Source organism: Pseudoalteromonas rubra (genome assembly GCF_005887115.1).
Lineage (GTDB): Bacteria > Pseudomonadota > Gammaproteobacteria > Enterobacterales > Alteromonadaceae > Pseudoalteromonas > Pseudoalteromonas rubra_F.
This window is the reverse complement of sequence record NZ_PNCJ01000041.1, coordinates 1-14359: the sequence shown is the minus strand read 5'-3', so window position 1 is coordinate 14359 and position 14359 is coordinate 1. Positions and strand designations below refer to the sequence as shown.

Genomic DNA, 14359 nt, shown 5'->3' with positions numbered 1-14359 from the left:
GAGCAAGGGGGAGCTGCTCCCCCACTCACTTTAAACGTCAGGGATTGGAACAATAATAATGAAACTGGCTCTCCCAAACGCGCTACAACCCGCATTAAGCCCGCTTGTCAAAATCCAAACAAGGTGGCTGGCGTTCTGGCACGCACTCAATGTAGCGCAACGCTGCTACTTTTCAGCAACTATGCTGTGCCTGATAGCAGTTTTCAACGAAGTACCTGAAGACAGTGCCCTTTATCTGAGCGCTTCTGTATTAGCATTGATAGCCATGACCAAAGAGTTCTGGCCCAGATTTATTCACCTTTGGGAAAGTCTGCCGGGCAAAGCGGTGATCTTGTTGTTCTACGCGTTTATTGCCAACTATGCGCTGGCACAGGCAGCAGGTATGGTCAATGATATTACCGGAGTGAATGCCGATCACCTGCCCTATTCGCATAACTTTAGTATGTTGCTGTCCGTGCCAACCTGGTTTGTCACTACCAGCATCTTGCTGCTGATCCTGTTACAACTCATCCAACCTGTCTACTTGTTTGTGCTGATGTTGTTAAGACCCTTTGGTTTGCATAAATGGTGGCACAGCCCCGACTACCAATACCCAGTTACCACCGGATTGGTGCGCTTTTTCTTCGGCTTGTTTTTGCTCTACCAGATGGCTGTATTTATTTCCTCTACTGGCATGTCGCGTGGTGTGAATAGTTTTTTGCGGCATATTATTGAAGGCTTTACTGGCCAGTCAATCCAGGTCAACATTGCTATGCAAGAAGGCTCAATCAACACGGCTGAACGAACCAGTATTGATGCCGTAGCTGGCTCTGCAGTGGATGACACAGCACAAGCCAAACTCGCAGAGAAACAAGCTGAGCTACAAGAGCTGCAGGTACAATTGTCAGCGTTCGAAAAAAATGCCGATAAATATGAACGCCACTTACAAAACGTACTGACATATTTTATCTATGAGTATGAATCAGATAGTCGCTCGCGATGTGAAATCACACCGGGTACCCGTATCATCGAGTTGAACGACTATGAATTACTGGAGATCACTAAGATTGACGGTGAGCCTACCCGGTATGAATTTGTGGTGAAGCCCTGTATCTCCGCAGCCATCGGACACCAGTTTCGGGCAACGCCAGACAGTCAGTAGCTGATATAAATTGGAGGTGAACCCCAGCACCTCTGCTGCTATTGGACATCAATGTCTTCGGGCAACACAACACAATCTGTAGCTGATATAAATTGGAGGTGAACCCCAGGACCTCTGCTGCTATTGGACTTCCATGTCGGGCAACACCAGACAACGAATCGTTGAGTCAGATGGCGCGTGAAATCTAAAGCGCGTAGGCAGCCAGCTCAGCTTTTTCTTTATCATTCAGCGCCTGAGAAGTTTTGTTTGCAAAATCATAACGCACCATTACAGTGCGCCCTTCTGCGCAACACTCCCCGTGCTGCCAGGCCTGCTGAAGGATCACAAAAGAGCTGTTACCTACCTTCTCGATAGCGGTTTTAACTTCAACTTGTTGCCCGTAAAACAGCTCACCTTTAAAGGTTACCTCCACTTTGGCAACAATCAGCTTCCATTGATGTGGATTAAGGTCTGGTGTAAAAATTTTGAAAATAGGGGTGCGCGCTGCTTCAAACCATACCGGGAGTGCGGTATTGTTGATGTGTCCGAGGACGTCCGTTTCACTAAAACGCGGCATAAGAGTTTCTGACAACATAATAATTCTAACCAATTTTGGATATCAACATGACTGATTTTATTCGCATTTATGAAAATGCACTGAGTCCCGAATTCTGCCAGCAGTTTATTCAGACTTTTGATAACAGCCCCCACCTGGCTCAGGGTACAACCTCAGGCGGTATCGATCTCAGTAAGAAAGTCAGTCAGGATCTGTATTTAAATCAATACCCGGATTATGCTCAGCAATTAACACACATTCAACAAACCACGTCAAAATACCTGTTCGATTATATTGAAGAGCATTTCTTTATGATGATCGGCGCGTTCGGGCTGAGTGTCTTCCACCCCAAAACTGGTCAGCCAGTCAACTTAACCGTTGATAACTTTGAGGAAGTAGGTAAACCGCAATTACCTATTTTAACCCAACAATTGTTTCGTTTAGGGTCAATTCAGGCCCAGCGTTACCCGATCAACAAAGGTGGTTATCCCTATTGGCACAGCGAAGTTTATCCGCAATTACAACATAACGAAGCGTTGCACCGGGTCCTCTTGTTTATGTTTTACCTCAACGACGTAGAGGAAGGCGGCGAAACCGAGTTTCATTATCAAGATAAGCTGATTAAACCAAAACAAGGGTCTATGGTGATTGCCCCAGCCTACTTCACACATACACATCGGGGTAACATGCCACGCTCTAATGACAAGTATATTCTTACATCCTGGGTGCTATTTAACCGGGCGGAGCAACTATATGGAGCCCCGCCTCAGCGAGAGACGAGCTAGCGACGACGGCGGATAAATTCCTGCCAGTCGAGCAGCAAGGCTTCGAAATCTTCGAAGCCACAACCGGCACTCAGACCATATTCTTCCAGAGACAATGCGTCATCACTGAAAACGGATAGCGCATCTGATTGCTCATGGTATAAATCGTGGGCTTCAAATAATGCTTCCTGGTGTGAGACGGTCAGCCGCACTTCACGCCCTTCAAGACAAAGCTCATCCCGACTGATTTTTACCGCTTCGAGTTGTGCAACAAATGCGGGCACTTCTTCATGGGCAAGCTCATCATTCAACCAACGTCCAACCAGCTCATGCTCAGCTGACATTTTGACGCGAAATCCAGCAATCGGATCGCGAATAAATTGATACTCCATACTTACTTCAAGTTATGATTACACACCTAAGTAAGTATACCCTAACTGCGCGACAGTGCATTGTTTAGCTCAGATAAACCCGTATAATACGCGCTTCACTCTGATCCATAATCGTTCGCAACTGGCGAGTACCCCGTGACTTTCATTGATATTCTGTTTCCGCTGATTTTTGTTGTCACCTGTGGGTTCCTCTCTGCCCGCACCCAGTTTATTTCATCTGCACAATTAGATGGGATCCGCGTCTATATTTTTAATCTGGCGATCCCTGTACTGCTATTTTTAAGTATGTATCGTGCCAAGCTGTCGGATATTGCATCAGCCAAGCTGCTGCTGGCCTTTTACTTACCAGTCTGTGCCATCTATTTGCTCATCGTTGGCATCATGCAACTTTACAGCAAATGTACCATTAAAGAAGCTGCGCTTAGTGCTCTCAATAGCACTTACTCTAATACAGTGGTTGTGGGACTCCCAGTGATCCTGGCTGCACTGGGTGAGCAGGCCGCGGCAATGGTATTTATGATCATCCCTTTGCACAGCGCAGCGCTGTTTTCTCTCACCTTTATGCTGGCACGAGAAAAAGGCACCCGCGGTATGACGTGGCTAAAGCCGCTCTTTCTGAACCCAGTTGTACTGAGTATCAGCCTTGGATTGATAACCAACCTGCTGCAATTGCCTATCCCGACATTACTGATCAGTGGCATGGACTGGTTTGCAAAACCAGCCATTGCAGGCGCCCTGTTTGTATTGGGTGCCAGCCTGGTCCAATATGGGTTTCGTCCGGTGTGGTTTCCCGCGCTGATACTCAGTACAGTCAAGCTGTTGATATTGCCACTCGGTGTTTATCTGACAGCTAGCCTGCTGATGCTGGAACCACTGCAGCGCCAGGTTGTCACCTTGATGAGCGCAGCGCCACTTGGTATCAACGCTTACCTGGTCGCGCGTCAATTATCAGTGCAACAAGCGGTGAGCGCAGGTAGCGTAGTGTTATCTACGCTGTTAAGTGTCGTCTCACTGAGCCTGTGGCTGGCCATTTTATCAGTCTGAAGAACGGTATTTAGCGGCATCAATGATCGACCATAATTGCACGATTGCCGCCAACACTGCTGGCACTACTAGAAACCATAGGTAATATCCACCAACACAGATGACTGCAAAGATCAGAGCCGCCAGTAAACGTCCCTGCACCAATTGACCTAAGCCCGGAAAAAACACATTACATATCGCGGCAATTACATTGCCTCCTGAACCCTGTCCTGCCATAAAGACCTCTCTTTTTTAGATTTAACCGCGCAGTTGAATAGTGACGCGCAGACAATTCAAACGTATGATTTATCTGTTACACGTTCTGTGCCAGAATTATAAACACTTAATAATCAATAAAATACAAAAAACATGCGACTCACTCAGCTGTTAATATAGCTTAATTGACTAACTTTTAGTGAATTAAATCACTAAGCCAGAAGCTGTTTGTCGCGCATATTCAATGGGAATTTGTCATGCTAAACCGTATAACACAGCCACTCAGCCGACTGGTCGAGCGCTATTTACCCGACCCCTATATTTTTGTCTGCCTGCTGACTATGCTGGTGCTCGCCCTTGCCAGCATGTTCACTCCCACTACACCGACAGAGGCACTCTCCATCTGGGGACAGGGGTTCTGGAACCTGCTGCAATTTGCCATGCAGATGCTATTGATCTTAGTCTGTGGCTATATGTTAGCCAGTACCCGCCCTTGTGTCATGGCGTTAAATAAATTAGCGACTTTTGCTCGTACACCTGCCCAGGCCATTATGCTGGTGACTCTGGTTGCCATGCTGGCCAGCTGGCTCAACTGGGGTTTTGGCCTGGTGGTCGGTGCTTTGTTCGCCAAAGCACTCGCGCGTCAGGTTGCTGTAGATTATCGGCTACTGGTTGCCAGTGCTTACTCCGGGTTTATTGTCTGGCACGGCGGGCTGGCAGGTTCGGTACCGTTGACCATCGCGACCCCTGGGCATTTTGCTGAAGCGCAGATAGGTATTCTGGACGCAGGTCAGACTTTGTTTGCACCGTTCAATCTGCTTATTTTAGGTACACTTTTTGTGGTCATGCCGTTGCTTAACCGTTTTATGCTGCCACCAACCGAAGCCCAGATCATCGTCAACCCTGAAAAACTGGTACAACCTGAACCACAGAGCCCCCCAGCTTCACCAACCCCAGCTGAGCGGCTTGAGCATAGTACACTGGTTGGTACCCTGATAGGGTTATTGGGATGTGGCTATCTGCTGCATTATTTTTTCGTCGCCGGCGGCACGCTTAACCTCAATAGTGTTATTGCACTGTTTTTGTTTTTGGCCATCTTGCTACATCGCACACCTGCTAATGTACTAAACAGCTTACAAGAAGCGATTAAGGGGGGCGCGGGTATTGTGATCCAGTTTCCCTTTTATGCGGGGATCATGGCCGTGATGGTCAAAACCGGGCTGGCACAACAGATCTCCAGCGGCTTTGTCGAGATCAGTACCAGTACAACTCTGCCATTGTGGAGCTTTCTCAGTGCCGGGTTGGTCAATATTTTTGTGCCTTCAGGTGGTGGACAATGGGCCGTTCAGGCGCCCATTGTTATCCCTGCTGCACAAGAGTTAGGAGCTGACATTGCACGTGTTGCAATGGCCGTCGCCTGGGGAGATGCCTGGACCAACCTGATACAACCATTTTGGGCACTTCCCGTACTGGCCATTGCTGGTTTAAAAGCAAAGGACATTATGGGGTTTTGTCTGGTCCAGCTGCTGGTCAGTGGGATTGTCATAGCACTTCTGCTGACTCTGGCTTAACCTCAAAGATATGCCGGTCATAACGCTGACCGGCAAGCGGTTAGTTTGACAGCACTTTGATGGGTAAGCTCAGTAACACGCTATCAGCGTCTGCGAAGTGCCACATAACGGCAATTAAACCGCCAGAGACAATCACGTAGAGTGCCGTTGACACGACCTGCCCATATCGGTCCAGCGGGATTAAATGCGCCTGATGACGACCACGCCATTCCAGCAAAATATCTATCGTACCAATCACCAAAAAGAACACCAGCAACATCAGACCAAAGGTATAGCTGATCACTACGCCCAGCAGGATCCCTGCCAGACAAACAAGTAACCCGGCCCAGGAGCGCATGGAGAAACTGATACTTTTCAGTACATGCCCCCCATCCAGAGGCACAATCGGTAGCATATTAAATAAGTTTAACAACGCACTCAGCACAGCGACGCCTGCGAATATTTCCAGCCCACTAACATAGTACAGTACAACCGCCACCAAAGAGGCTAGTAAACCAAAAGCAGGGCCCATCAGTGAAATAATCACATTCTGCCAACGCGTAGTAAGTTTGTCTTCACTTACAGCTAATCCACCTACAAATGGGATTAAATATATTCCTTTCGTTTTTAATCCGAAGTAACGCATTGCGCGAATATGGCCATATTCATGAATGACAAGACACGCCAACAGCATGACAGCAAATTGCCAGGAAAAGAGCCAGGCATAACCAGCCAGAGATGCACCAGCTAGTGCGGCCTTAACTACATTGGCACTTTTCAGCAGCTTAAAACCTAAAGCCGCTAGGCCAAACCAGCTGCCTTTGTTATCACGTTGCTGGACAGGCACTTCGAGCCATTGCCAGGGCTCGTTATCAACGGCAATCGCCAGCAGCCCTTCCGGTAAGCGACTTGGATCAAGCCGCAGCTGATGTCCGTCTACTGTAACTAAGTACCGCTGATCGTCTGTTGGCTCATGCGCAAGACGTTGCTGATCCTGATATACCTGGAGGATCTCCTGGCGATTCACTAGTACAGACACCTGATAGCCTGCTAATGGAAATTCAATGCGGGTCATGATGACTCGAAAATAAACATACAATGTGTCCATTATACGCATTTTTTATACGCAAGTACCTAACCCTTCAGAGCCCGAATACAAGCCTGTAATGCACATTATTTTCATTATGTAGAGAGTCTGTCATGTGCGTTCTATAACCAATGTACTAGACTTATATTTGGGTTCCATACTAAGGATAGCGTTATGCAACATCAAGCCAAACACGTACTCGTCGTAGATGACTCTCAGGCCATTTTAGTTGTAATGAAAGCCATTTTAGCAGAGCTGGAAGTCGACTACGTTACGACCGTGTCCAGCGCACCTCAAGCTCTTGAACTGGTTAGGCAAACGCCACTGCAATACGACGCTGTTTTTACGGACCTAAACATGCCTGATATGGACGGTATGGAGCTCATCCGCAAGTTGGGCGAACTCCGATACCCTGGTGGGATCGTCATAATCTCTGAGATGGAAACCCGGGTTATGGATCTGGCAGCGAATCTCGCACGGCAACACAACACACATCTGATCGGTAACATTTCCAAACCTGTCCAGCTCAATGATGTCGACAGACTACTTAGAAAACTGGATAGCTTTATAGGTAAAGATGATCCAGAAGATCCATGTGTGACAGAGGAGCAACTCCTTTATGCCATCAGTAATAATGAGATCACACCGTTTTACCAACCTAAAGTACACCGTGGTAGCAAAAAAATTAAAAGCGTTGAGGTACTTGCGCGTATCGTATCTCACCAGCACGGTGAAACACTTTTACCTCATCGTTTTATCGGCGTTGCCCAAGATCTGGATTTGATCAATTTGGTCACCTTTCAGCTATTTGAGAAAGCGACTAAAGAGTTCCAGAAACTCAGAGCCGAACTCAATTACCCTTTCAAACTCGCTTTTAACCTCTCACCCGTACAGCTTAATGACAGCGGGTGCCCCGACAAACTTGCCCTGATCCTGGAACTCAATCGTCTTGAGCCCAAAGAAGTGATCATTGAAATTACGGAAAACCAGCCTATTGTCAGCAATCTGCAACTCGAAACTATCAACCGGCTCAGGTTACGAGGGTTCGATTTGTCATTAGATGATTTTGGTACCGGGTTTACCAACTTACAGCAGTTAAAAAATCTGCCATTTACTGAAATCAAACTGGATCGTTCACTCATTACTTATATTGAGTCTGATCGTTTCTCTCAGGTGCTGGTTGATAGCCTGATTGACATTGCGCAAAACCAGCAAATGGATATTGTGGCGGAGGGCATAGAGAGAATAGAAGAATTACAGTACCTCGAAAAGTACAAGTATAGCCTGCTGATGCAGGGATACCTGATCAGCCGCCCCAAGGCGTTACCCGAGTTTATTCGCTGGATCCACTCCTGGCAGAGAATGATCAATTCAAATCCATAAGGCGATTAGAAGTTAATCTCACCTCAAGGTGAGAAGCGCAAAGTCTATGTTATAGTATACGTCCAATTTACCCACAATAGGCGCAAACTATGAAGTTAAGATCGGCTGCTTTGCTGCTGTTATCTGCCCTGAGCACCTCACTCAGTGCAGCTCCAATCGACAAGCAAAATATTCAGTTTATTGGCCCTCTGGGTCAGGCCAGTACAATTAAGCCCTACAATACCGCACACCAAAAAACCATCATTGCCAACCTGATCCCCAGTTTATCGGGTGCAGAAAAAGCCATGTCTATGTCGGGTATTGACGCCAAATGGCAGTCGCTCTCTGAAGTCAATGCCTTGACCTTGGGTGGCCTGCAAGCGATGAAAATGGAGTTTTCTGTCAGCCGCTTTGTACAGGGTGATCTGGTCCTGAGTGGCCTGGAGAAAGCACACATTTTCGTTAATGGTGAGCGTCACTCTGACAAAATGACTTCAACACTCAATTTGCCGACCGGAGACCACCAAATCATCATTGTTGTTGAACAAGCTGATGACTGGAAAAAAGTGGCCGTGGAATTCAAGGGTAAAACCGACCATGATACCCTCCTGTTTACTGACAAAACCACCCGGGCCTTGTCCGCTAAGCAACTCTTTGACGCCCCGGTTCTCAGCGCCATTTCCTTTGCACCTAATGCAAAACATTATGTGACAACACAAAAGCACTATCAGAGTAATCGTGGTAACCAGGCACTGACCAGCACAACTGTTTACAATGAAGATGATAAGGTGATTTTTACACTCGACGGGGTCAATGCCAGTTCATTAGCCTGGCGTCAGGATGGCAAGCAAGTCGTTTATAGCCAGAATGGCCAGCTAAAGCTCTTGGATCTTACTACTTTAAAGTCCCGGGTTATTGCTGAAGATCTTGCCGGTGCAAGCGGGTTCGCCTACTTTAACGACACGAGTTTGATATTTAACTGGTCTAAATCCCCAGAGGAAGACAAGGCACTTGTAAAGCACTATCAGGGCCTGGAAGATCGTTGGTCATATGCCCGTACGAACACGCAAATCTATCTGCTTGATATCGCAACCGGCATGATACAAGCGGTCACTGAGGGGAAACACAGCCATACCCTCGAAGATCACGATGGACAAAGCAATCGCATACTCACCAGTCGTGCTTTACAAGACTACTCGGCACCACCACACATGCTTTCAGAATTGGTAGAGTACGACTTCTCACAAGGCTCTAATAAGGTAATTGGTCAATACCGTAACATCAACAGTGCCAAATACGGCGCGAAAGGTATCTACATTGTTGGTGGCCCTGACTTCAATAATGGGCTTGGCAGAACAGTCGATAAAGATCAGTTATCGAACAACTATGATGGCCAGTTATACTGGTTAGACAAACAAGGAACTCAGGCCAAAGCACTGAGCAAGCAGTTTGATCCTGCTATCGGCTCCATCGAAGTTTTAAACAATGGTGACGTGATCGCCAAAGTCACTGATGAAGATCGCCAACAGCTCTACCTCTATGATGCCAGCAAAGACAGGTACACGCGATTAAAAACCGGTTTAGACGTGGTTGAACGCTTCAGCATCGCAGATAGCCGTAAACCGGCATTACTGGTGACAGGCACACAAGCTTCTGCTCCTCAACAACTCAAGCAGATCAACATATATAAGAACCGTGCCCGCACTTTATGGGACTCAACGCCACTGGCATATGCAAATAGCGAGATTGCAAATCTGGAAGAGTTTAACTTTACCAACAGCCAAGGCACCGAAATTAAAGGCCGGGTTTATCTGCCACATAACCTAGACAAATCAAAGCAATATCCGGCATTGATTTATTACTATGGTGGTACCTCACCCGTTTCCAGAGCGTTTACTGGTCGATATCCATTTAACTTGTGGGCAGCCAATGGCTACGTGGTTTATGTTCTGCAACCCACAGGAGCCACCGGATTTGGCCAAGAATTCTCCGCCCAGCATGTCAATGCCTGGGGTGAGCAAACGGCTGATGACATTATCAAAGGTACCAAAGCTTTTCTTACTGAGTACCCATTTGTTGACAAGAATCGTCTGGGTAATCTAGGCGCCTCCTACGGCGGCTTTATGACCATGTTGCTAACGACCAAGACAGATATGTTTAGTGCCTCTATTTCACATGCAGGTATCTCCAACATTACCTCATATTGGGGCCAGGGTTGGTGGGGCTACCTTTATTCAGGCGAAGCGTCAAAACACAGCTTCCCGTGGAATAACCCAAAGCTTTACTCCCAACATAGCCCTGTCTTTCATGCCGACAAGGTGAAGACACCTTTACTGTTGCTACATGGCGATGCCGATGTAAACGTGCCTGTAGGCGAAAGCCACACTATGTATACCGCGTTAAAACTGCTTGGTCAGGACGTAGAGCTGATTGAAATAAAGGGAGCGGATCACCAGATATTCGCCCGCGACCGTCGCTTTCAGTGGTGGGATACCATGCTGGCTTACTTTGATAAACACCTGAAAGAGCAACCTCAGTGGTGGTTGCACCTGTATGGTAAATAACAATCAGGGCAGCACTTAGGTGCTGCCTTTTTTTATAAAACCCATTCAACTGTATGGCATCTCACAAATACCACATTTTTATTCACTTACATGCCTCATACTAAAGTTTCATTTAAATTGTTTTTTATTTGAAAATAATCAACTTACCCTTCTCAGCCCAGTTTTCTCAGTGCTAATATATAAGTGATTTATTGATAAAGTTATGGTGCTATGAACATTAACGTGCTTCTGGTGGAAGATGATGACCTGCTGGCAAAAAGGATCTCGAACCATTTTGCTGATACTGAATTTCAGCTCACACTGGATAATACCGGTGCACATGCCTTACAGCTCGTTCATAGTAAAATCAATGACGGCACGCCATTTGATATGGCCATTGTAGATGTTGTATTGCCAGCAACGGATGGCCTTAATCTCGCCAAAGAGCTCAATGCATTTACTGACATTGGGGTGATCATGCTATCCAGCCGAGATACCCAAGCAGACCGTATCGCGGGCTTAGCTCAGGGGGCGGACGACTATGTCTGTAAACCCGTAGATCTACTGGAGCTTGAACTGCGCATGCGTGCTCTTTACAAACGCATTGCAGGCACTAAAGCCGAGGATGAATCTGAGGAGTTTATTGAATATGCAGACTTCAAGTTGCACCCAGATAATCGTACGCTCATTAATCCACAAGGTGAAGAAGCCCGACTTACTGAGGCAGAGCATAAGGTGCTTATTTGCCTGATTGCGAATGCAGGTAAGGCAACCTCAAGGGCTAAAATTTCGGAAGATATTGGTCAACCCGATTGGAGCCCCAGTGACCGAACGGTGGATGTACTCATTGGTCGACTGCGTAAAAAGCTCGGCGACGAAAAAGAACAAAAGCGGATAGTCACTGTACGCGGCAAAGGCTATATGCTGTCAACCTAATTAGCCTCAGCTGTAAGTCAATTGCCCCAATAGTCGCTCAAATGCCCGATAGCTAAGTGCTTCTTTCAAATCAGGTACAGTGATATCTCTACGTCGTGCCAAGTCCGCAATCGTTCTGGCAACCTTGATAATTCGATGGTAGGAACGAGGAGACAGATTAAGCTTCTCTGTGGCTCTGGCAAGCAGCTGAGCAACATCTGGCGCAAGCATACAGTGAAGCTCTATTTCCCGAGTCGAGAGCCTGGCATTGGCCTTCCCCTGGCGCTGCAAGGCAATTTCAAATGCAGCTTCCACCCTCTTGCGGATCACTTCACTTGTCACTTCCTGCCTAGTTGATTGCAGCTCCTGTGTACTTAACCGGGGCAACTCTATTTGCAAATCGATACGATCTATAAAAGGACCTGATATCTTACTCAGATATCTCAGCACCTGATCAGGAGAAGCCCTTTTATCAGTATGGCAGCCCGTGGGACTCGGATTAAGCGCCGCAATCAACTGAAATGAAGCGGGAAAGTCAACCTGTTGCGCCGCACGTGAAATGGTCACTAATCCCGTCTCCATGGGCTCTCTTAACGAATCCAGTACCTTACGCTCATATTCAGGCAGCTCATCCAAAAACAGGACACCATTGTGCGCTAAGGAGATTTCTCCGGGTTTGGGGTTTGAAGACCCTCCCACCAAGGCCACAGCTGAACAAGTATGGTGAGGCGCACGAAAAGGTCTGTTGCGCCACTTATGATGATCCAGCTGCTTACCAGTCAAAGAGTAAACGGCCGCCGTTTGCAGCGCTTGTTCCACACTCATTTTTGGCATAATACCCGGCATTCGTTGCGCCAGCATAGACTTACCCGTACCTGGCGGGCCGAGAAACAAAATATTGTGCCCGCCAGCAGCGGCAATTTCGAGCGCCCGCTTTGCCATAGGTTGCCCTTTAACATCACTCATATCCATAAAGCACAAGTGTGCGCTGTCAGCAAGTGTTACTTTAGCACAATCAATTGAAGGGAGTTGAGCCTGACCACTAAGATCTAACCAAAGCCCTTGGAGTGTATTTGCAGCGACGCAGTGCTCATACTCGACCAGTTTAGCCATAGCGACATTTTGATCTGGGATGTAGCACTTGTGCCGCTCATTTTTGGCCGCCATCACAACGGGAATAATTGCAGTGACAGGCCTAATTTCACCATTAAGTGCTAATTCGCCGTAAAACTCACAACCTTGTGTCGCCTGCTCATTGAGCTGCCCCGATGCAACCAAAATACCGATGGCAATCGCCAGGTCGTACCGCCCTCCCTGTTTTGGCAGGTCGGCAGGAGCCAAATTCACCGTAATACGTTGCTCTGGAAATATAAATCGCGAATTATGCAGCGCGGAGCGCACGCGCTCTTTTGATTCTTTAACGGATGTTTCGGGCAAGCCTACAATATTAAAACTCGGCAGCCCATTGCTAAGGTGTACTTCGACTGTTACTACAGGAGATTCAATACCAACCTGAGCCCGTGTGAGTATTCTCGCTAGTGACATTCCTTGTCCTTTGTTTAATCTTTGTAGTTAAAGACATGCAACACAATGTGCCAACGCATGGCTGCCAGACGGGCAAACAGCGTAGTGGCCATTGCAAGCAGCATGACAACCTCTGTTGATAAATTAAAGTCTATGAGTTGAGTATAAACGATCCCACCCAAAATACAGGTAATAGCGTACAACTCCCCTTTTAACAACAGCGGTATTTCTCTTGCCAGTACATCTCTGATCACACCGCCAAAACACCCCGTCAGAACGCCCATGATCACCGCTGTAGTATCTGGCATACCGATATTGAGGGCTTTTTGGACCCCCATCACCGCGAAGAAAGCTAAACCAAAAGCATCCGCTACTTGCAGATATAAAGTTGGGATCTGTTTTCTCCGATTAAGCGTCCAGATACTGACCGCAACCGCCGAAAATATCGCAATAAAGTAGCTAGAATCATGTAACCAAAATACAGGTACATCAAGAATGACGTCACGAATTGTGCCCCCACCTATGCCTGTGACAGTCGCGAGCACCACAACACCAAACCCATCCATATGCTTGCTATAAGCGATCAAAGTACCCGAAATGGCAAAAACCATGACACCAAGTAAATCGAACCAGTGATAGAGTTCAGACATTATTTTCTCGCTATGATACTGACATGAGTGGATATTAGCCCACTTTCTAGTAATAAAGTAGCTTAACCGATCATCCACGCACTCTGATGGTCAGCAATAATGGTAAAAGCTTTAACCAGGGTTGTGCATCCCATGTGGGTGAGCTTGCGCGAAGAGGTTATGGGTTGCATCCCCTCCTCAATGGAATACCTTCAGAGCGTGTCAATTCGCAGCGCAACTTACATGAACGGTGTGGCCTGTTATTAGAGGTGCGGGATGACGGTAGTGTGGCTGTAAGAATCGAAATATAAGCGACTTATCCAAACATTTGGGCTGGCTATCCTGGAGAAATATCAGCGTTATCCACTGAGAAACTATGATTACTCCAAACGCAAAAAAGCCCGACTCTTCCGAATCGGGCTCTCTTTTATTAGGAGCTTGGCAATGTCCTACTTTCACATGGACGAAATGAGACCGAAGCAACGCTTCGCAGCTCATTGAGATGAGCGCAAGGATGCGCGATGGGACCAAGCTTCATGGACGAATAGACAACGCCATTCTATCTACAGCTTCATCGACGCCTTTTTAAATTGCGCATAGCAAAAAACCCGCTGCATTGCTGCAACGGGTTTCTCTTATAAGGCCCTGGCGATGTCCTACTTTCACATGGGAAACCCC

General features: G+C 47.2%; 13 protein-coding genes. 7 read left to right on the top strand and 6 right to left on the bottom strand.

Annotated elements, in window-relative coordinates; genetic code table 11:
* Positions 1-58: 58 nt before the first annotated feature.
* Entirely contained in the window at positions 59-1141 is a 1083-nt protein-coding gene (locus tag CWB98_RS20295) for a hypothetical protein (protein ID WP_138546490.1), read from the top strand.
* A 184-nt stretch (positions 1142-1325) separates the two neighbouring features.
* On the opposite strand, the gene CWB98_RS20290 is transcribed toward CWB98_RS20295, so the two are convergent.
* Positions 1326-1715: an acyl-CoA thioesterase gene (locus tag CWB98_RS20290; protein ID WP_138546489.1), complete on the bottom strand. Its 390-nt coding sequence runs from the start codon at positions 1713-1715 to the stop codon at positions 1326-1328.
* A gap of 29 nt (positions 1716-1744) precedes the next feature.
* Between CWB98_RS20290 and CWB98_RS20285 the strand changes: the two genes are divergently transcribed.
* Positions 1745-2461 (top strand): 2OG-Fe(II) oxygenase, encoded by a 717-nt coding sequence (locus CWB98_RS20285; protein ID WP_138546488.1) that lies wholly within the window; start codon positions 1745-1747, stop codon positions 2459-2461.
* Here CWB98_RS20285 and CWB98_RS20280 read toward each other — a convergent pair.
* A complete protein-coding gene (locus CWB98_RS20280; RefSeq protein ID WP_138546487.1) occupies positions 2458-2832 on the bottom strand; it encodes a YacL family protein in 375 nt (124 codons plus the stop codon). The genes CWB98_RS20285 and CWB98_RS20280 overlap by 4 nt on opposite strands.
* A gap of 135 nt (positions 2833-2967) precedes the next feature.
* Here CWB98_RS20280 and CWB98_RS20275 point away from each other — a divergent pair, with 135 nt between their 5' ends.
* On the top strand, positions 2968-3876 hold the full coding sequence (locus CWB98_RS20275; protein ID WP_138546486.1) for an AEC family transporter: 909 nt from the start codon (positions 2968-2970) through the stop codon (positions 3874-3876).
* Here CWB98_RS20275 and CWB98_RS20270 read toward each other — a convergent pair.
* Entirely contained in the window at positions 3868-4092 is a 225-nt protein-coding gene (locus CWB98_RS20270) for a hypothetical protein (RefSeq protein ID WP_138546485.1), read from the bottom strand. The genes CWB98_RS20275 and CWB98_RS20270 overlap by 9 nt on opposite strands.
* Positions 4093-4328: 236 nt before the next feature.
* Here CWB98_RS20270 and CWB98_RS20265 point away from each other — a divergent pair, with 236 nt between their 5' ends.
* Complete coding sequence (locus CWB98_RS20265; RefSeq protein ID WP_138546484.1) at positions 4329-5642, top strand: short-chain fatty acid transporter; 1314 nt, start codon at positions 4329-4331, stop codon at positions 5640-5642.
* Positions 5643-5682: 40 nt separating this feature from the next.
* Here CWB98_RS20265 and CWB98_RS20260 read toward each other — a convergent pair whose 3' ends face one another.
* Positions 5683-6696 (bottom strand): site-2 protease family protein, encoded by a 1014-nt coding sequence (locus tag CWB98_RS20260; protein ID WP_138546483.1) that lies wholly within the window; start codon positions 6694-6696, stop codon positions 5683-5685.
* 186 nt (positions 6697-6882) lie between these two features.
* Here CWB98_RS20260 and CWB98_RS20255 point away from each other — a divergent pair, with 186 nt between their 5' ends.
* The 3 genes from CWB98_RS20255 (at position 6883) to CWB98_RS20245 (ending at position 11549) form a co-directional block, all read left to right on the top strand.
* Entirely contained in the window at positions 6883-8091 is a 1209-nt protein-coding gene (locus tag CWB98_RS20255) for an EAL domain-containing response regulator (protein ID WP_138546482.1), read from the top strand.
* 89 nt (positions 8092-8180) lie between these two features.
* Positions 8181-10634, top strand: coding sequence for an alpha/beta hydrolase family protein (locus tag CWB98_RS20250; RefSeq protein WP_138546481.1), 2454 nt, complete (start codon positions 8181-8183; stop codon positions 10632-10634).
* A 210-nt stretch (positions 10635-10844) separates the two neighbouring features.
* Positions 10845-11549, top strand: coding sequence for a response regulator transcription factor (locus tag CWB98_RS20245; protein WP_138546480.1), 705 nt, complete (start codon positions 10845-10847; stop codon positions 11547-11549).
* A gap of 6 nt (positions 11550-11555) precedes the next feature.
* On the opposite strand, the gene CWB98_RS20240 is transcribed toward CWB98_RS20245, so the two are convergent.
* Together CWB98_RS20240 and CWB98_RS20235 are read right to left on the bottom strand one after the other, a co-directional pair.
* A complete protein-coding gene (locus tag CWB98_RS20240) occupies positions 11556-13073 on the bottom strand; it encodes a YifB family Mg chelatase-like AAA ATPase (RefSeq protein WP_138546479.1) in 1518 nt (505 codons plus the stop codon).
* 14 nt (positions 13074-13087) lie between these two features.
* Positions 13088-13702, bottom strand: coding sequence for a trimeric intracellular cation channel family protein (locus tag CWB98_RS20235; RefSeq protein WP_138546478.1), 615 nt, complete (start codon positions 13700-13702; stop codon positions 13088-13090).
* Positions 13703-14359: the final 657 nt, after the last annotated feature.

Excerpts from the sequence above, each read along its gene's own strand:
- CWB98_RS20295 (WP_138546490.1), top strand. The coding sequence starts at position 59 with ATGAAACTGGCTCTCCCAAACGCGCTACAACCCGCATTAAGCCCGCTT.
- CWB98_RS20265 (WP_138546484.1), top strand. The coding sequence starts at position 4,329 with ATGCTAAACCGTATAACACAGCCACTCAGCCGACTGGTCGAGCGCTAT.
- CWB98_RS20240 (WP_138546479.1), bottom strand. The coding sequence starts at position 13,073 with ATGTCACTAGCGAGAATACTCACACGGGCTCAGGTTGGTATTGAATCT.
- CWB98_RS20290 (WP_138546489.1), bottom strand. The coding sequence starts at position 1,715 with ATGTTGTCAGAAACTCTTATGCCGCGTTTTAGTGAAACGGACGTCCTC.
- CWB98_RS20235 (WP_138546478.1), bottom strand. The coding sequence starts at position 13,702 with ATGTCTGAACTCTATCACTGGTTCGATTTACTTGGTGTCATGGTTTTT.
- CWB98_RS20285 (WP_138546488.1), top strand. The coding sequence starts at position 1,745 with ATGACTGATTTTATTCGCATTTATGAAAATGCACTGAGTCCCGAATTC.
- CWB98_RS20280 (WP_138546487.1), bottom strand. The coding sequence starts at position 2,832 with ATGGAGTATCAATTTATTCGCGATCCGATTGCTGGATTTCGCGTCAAA.
- CWB98_RS20255 (WP_138546482.1), top strand. The coding sequence starts at position 6,883 with ATGCAACATCAAGCCAAACACGTACTCGTCGTAGATGACTCTCAGGCC.
- CWB98_RS20250 (WP_138546481.1), top strand. The coding sequence starts at position 8,181 with ATGAAGTTAAGATCGGCTGCTTTGCTGCTGTTATCTGCCCTGAGCACC.
- CWB98_RS20270 (WP_138546485.1), bottom strand. The coding sequence starts at position 4,092 with ATGGCAGGACAGGGTTCAGGAGGCAATGTAATTGCCGCGATATGTAAT.
- CWB98_RS20260 (WP_138546483.1), bottom strand. The coding sequence starts at position 6,696 with ATGACCCGCATTGAATTTCCATTAGCAGGCTATCAGGTGTCTGTACTA.
- CWB98_RS20245 (WP_138546480.1), top strand. The coding sequence starts at position 10,845 with ATGAACATTAACGTGCTTCTGGTGGAAGATGATGACCTGCTGGCAAAA.